The organism is Bradyrhizobium sp. 76, from assembly GCF_023073025.1.
In the GTDB taxonomy this organism is placed as follows: domain Bacteria; phylum Pseudomonadota; class Alphaproteobacteria; order Rhizobiales; family Xanthobacteraceae; genus Bradyrhizobium.
Genome location: NZ_JADPIS010000094.1, coordinates 1 through 3,201 on the forward strand (window position 1 = coordinate 1; position 3,201 = coordinate 3,201).

Below are 3,201 nucleotides of genomic sequence, written 5' to 3' on the forward strand. Positions count from 1 at the left end.
CGCAAGAAGACTCACGTGGATCTTGATCCATGGCTGGAACGAGCATGCGCAAGTCTCGTCGCATCCTTCGCCAACGGCATCACCAAAGACAAGGCCGCCGTCAACGCTGCGATTACAACATCTTGGTCTAACGGGCAGACCGAAGGTCAGATTACCAAGCTCAAGCTCGTCAAGCGTCAGATGTACGGACGCGCCAAGCTCGATCTTCTTCAGGCGCGCTTGATCGGCGCTACATGATCACCAATGCACCAAAATTGCGTCAGAGCCAAAGTTGCAAGCCGATTGACACCTCCACCGCCGATCGCGGCACGCACCGCGCGTTCCGTTCGCGAATCGTTGTGAGCATTTTCGCAGCAGCACGGCCGGCGAGGGGGCAACGGTCAGTACCCCGGCTAATCAGCAATCCTTCGGATTTCCTCTAACGGACCAAGCCGGAAACCGCTTCGCAAGCGACTGGCAACCGCGGGCCGTCAATCCTCGTCGGCAGAAGCCGCACAGGCTTCACCCCGGACAATGCTTACGGCTCCCCATTCCGGTCTTCGGGAGCGGCGGCATGAGAGATCTCACCGAAGTAGAACTGCTGTGGCTGGAGAAGCGTATCGAAAACCGCATTCGGTTCGGCCGCATCATCGAGGAACGGAAGATTGATCGCCACTGACGTGTGCTGTCATTCGCGCCAGGCAGCATCTTTGCTTTCGTTCGCTGGACGTCCAATGACTTTGGAACGGTCATTTCGCGGATCGACATCCTGCGCGCGGTCAGGCCTGGACAGCGCTGCTCGACCGTCCCCTATGTGACACCCGGTGGAGAGATTCTGCTGCGCCTGTCAGGCTGGCCGAAGGTCGAACGCTTGCTGCAAATGACCGATGCCGTTGAGGCACTCGGCATCGATCCCGCCGACGTAGCTCCTGATCATTGGCATCACGTTCATAACCGTCTGTCCGTCAACGAGAACCCGCGTTCATATAAATGCGCGCCACCAGGCTTGGCTTCACCGTCAGAAGGTGATGCGATGACGGGCCGCCTGATGATATTGACGACCACGTTTGCGGTTGCTGCCGCGCTCGTCTCCACGATCGCCATGCAGCCGCTTCCACTCTACATTTGGAACGCATCGGCAAGCGTTCCAATCGGCCTCTATGGCGTACGATCGGAGAAGCGCTTCCATCTCACCGAGCTGCTCGCCGTTCAGCCGCCTGAGCCGCTTGCGACCTTTCTCGACCTGAATGGCTATCTGCCGGTCGGCGTGCCTATGCTCAAGCGGGTCTTGGCGCTGCCAGGGCAGACCGTCTGCAGAAACGGACTCACGATTTCGGTCGATGGCATTGCGGTGGGTGCGAGGCGCGAGATCGCGATGGACGCGGCCGGCCGCTGCCGAAATGGCAGGGCTGCAGCGTCGTCGGCGACGGCGAACTCTTTCTCATGAACTGGCAGTCGGACGACTCTCTTGATGGCCGATATTTTGAATTACTTCCGGCGTCGGCCGTGATTGGCCGTGCGCTGCCGGTGTGGACCAGGGAGAAGTGAACGTGCGTGTTCCACGTGTTCACCCCGCCATTCCTCCGTTCGATCGATTGCGGGATCATTCCTCCATCCCGATCAGTGTCTGTGAGGCGACCGCGTGCAGCGGCAGTCCAGGGCGGCCGAATACCCGGCGCGGAGCAGCTTTACCGTGGACGGACGCGAGCGCGATGGGCATGCTTGGCCCAGTTGTGCGCGTGTGTTTTGGCTATCGCTTCGATACTGCTCATCTGCGCTGTGCCGTACGGCGCCGCTGTCGCGGAGAGCGCAGCGGCCGCGGTTCGAGCGGTCACTCAAACGAGTAACCGATTTGCAGCTTTCGTCGACGAAGCCTTAGAGCGCTTTTCAGTTCCGGTGAACTGGATTGGTTCAGTCATCAACATCGAAAGTGCTGGTGACGTGCACGCCAGATCGCCTAAAGGCACAATGGGCTTGACGCAAATCATGCCGTCGACATGGGCAGAACTGCGCGAGCGCCATAATCTCGGCAGCGATCCCCACGACCCGCGCGACAACGTTCTGGCAGGCACGGCATATCTGCGTGAACTGCTCGACCGATATGGTGGCCCGGCGTGTTTGCCGCGTACAATGCGGGACCAGCTCGCTACGAAGAGCATATCGCGGGCGGCGCATTGCCAGACGAGACGCAAGCGTATGTGGCCAAGCTTGCAACTCTGCTTGGCATCGAGTTGCCTCCGACGCTGACCACCGGCCGCCAGTTATCGACAGCTGCAACGTTGTTCGTCGCGCCATCCGATCGGATGAAGACACGCGATCGGTCGTCGGCGCTCATTCCTTCAAGCGGCGCCACGACCGCAATCTCGGCGCCCCATGTTTCGCCCCTGGTACCTCGGCCTATTGGCGTGTTCGTCCCTCGATCGATTTCGGGAGCGTCGCACTGACCAGGTGTGCGGGTTCGCAAGCCATGGCGTGCTTCAGCGAGCAATTGGCGGAAGGGGGAGAGCAGTGGGCAAACACGACGGCAGGACTGCCGCCCGTAATCGGTCTGCGCCGGGACGTGCGGGAGGCGATCAAGTGGCCTGCGGGATGAATGACGGGCACAATGCGCATCTACAGCAACGCGGGAGGCGCGCGATGGAATTCTTCTGTGGCTTGGACGTCGGCATGGACGAAACGGCAATCTGCGTGGTGGACGACACCGGCAAGGTGGCGCTGGAGGTGACAGTGGTGACCGATCCGGACACGATCAAGGCGGCGTTGAACCCGTATCTTGGCCGCTTGCGACGGCTCGGCCATGAGGCGGGCTCGCTGTCGCCCTGGCTGCATCCGGAGCTGCTCAAGCTCGGTCTGCCGGTGATCTGCCTGGAGACTCTCCACGTCCGCGCAGCGCTGAAGGCGCAGCGCAACAAGACCGATCGAGCCGACGCGCTCGGCATTGCCCACATCATGCGCACCGGCTGGTTCCGGCGCGCCCATATCAAGAGCGAGCCCTGCTACCGGCTGCGGCTGTTGCTGACGCACCGCCGCAATCTGAAGCGCAAGTTTTTGGATCTCGAGAACGCGATCCGTCACTCGCTGAAAGTGTTCGGCATCCGCCTGAACCGGGTTGGGCGCGGCGGATTTGCGCAAGCCGTACGCGAGGCGGTCGCGGGCGATGCGCTGGTCAGTGAGCTGATCGACGCCATGCTCAATGCGCGCGCCGCGCTGTGGAAGGAGTAC

3 protein-coding genes and 2 pseudogenes are annotated in these 3,201 nt (G+C 61.4%); all 5 read left to right on the forward strand.

What is annotated here, in order from left to right:
- Nucleotides 1-237 (forward strand): transposase (locus IVB48_RS23275; protein ID WP_247403326.1); only part of this gene is annotated, 237 nt, incomplete at its 5' end.
- 316 nt (nucleotides 238-553) lie between these two features.
- Nucleotides 554-1,016, forward strand: a pseudogene (locus tag IVB48_RS23280) (DUF2840 domain-containing protein).
- A pseudogene (locus IVB48_RS23285) lies at nucleotides 1,013-1,527 on the forward strand (S26 family signal peptidase). The pseudogenes IVB48_RS23280 and IVB48_RS23285 overlap by 4 nt, the downstream one beginning before the upstream one ends.
- Before the next feature lie 348 nt (nucleotides 1,528-1,875).
- On the forward strand, nucleotides 1,876-2,226 hold the full coding sequence (locus tag IVB48_RS23290) for a lytic transglycosylase domain-containing protein (RefSeq protein ID WP_247403332.1): 351 nt from the start codon (nucleotides 1,876-1,878) through the stop codon (nucleotides 2,224-2,226).
- A gap of 390 nt (nucleotides 2,227-2,616) precedes the next feature.
- Nucleotides 2,617-3,201, forward strand: a 585-nt coding sequence (locus IVB48_RS23295; RefSeq protein WP_247403330.1) for a transposase, incomplete at its 3' end; no start/stop codon positions are given.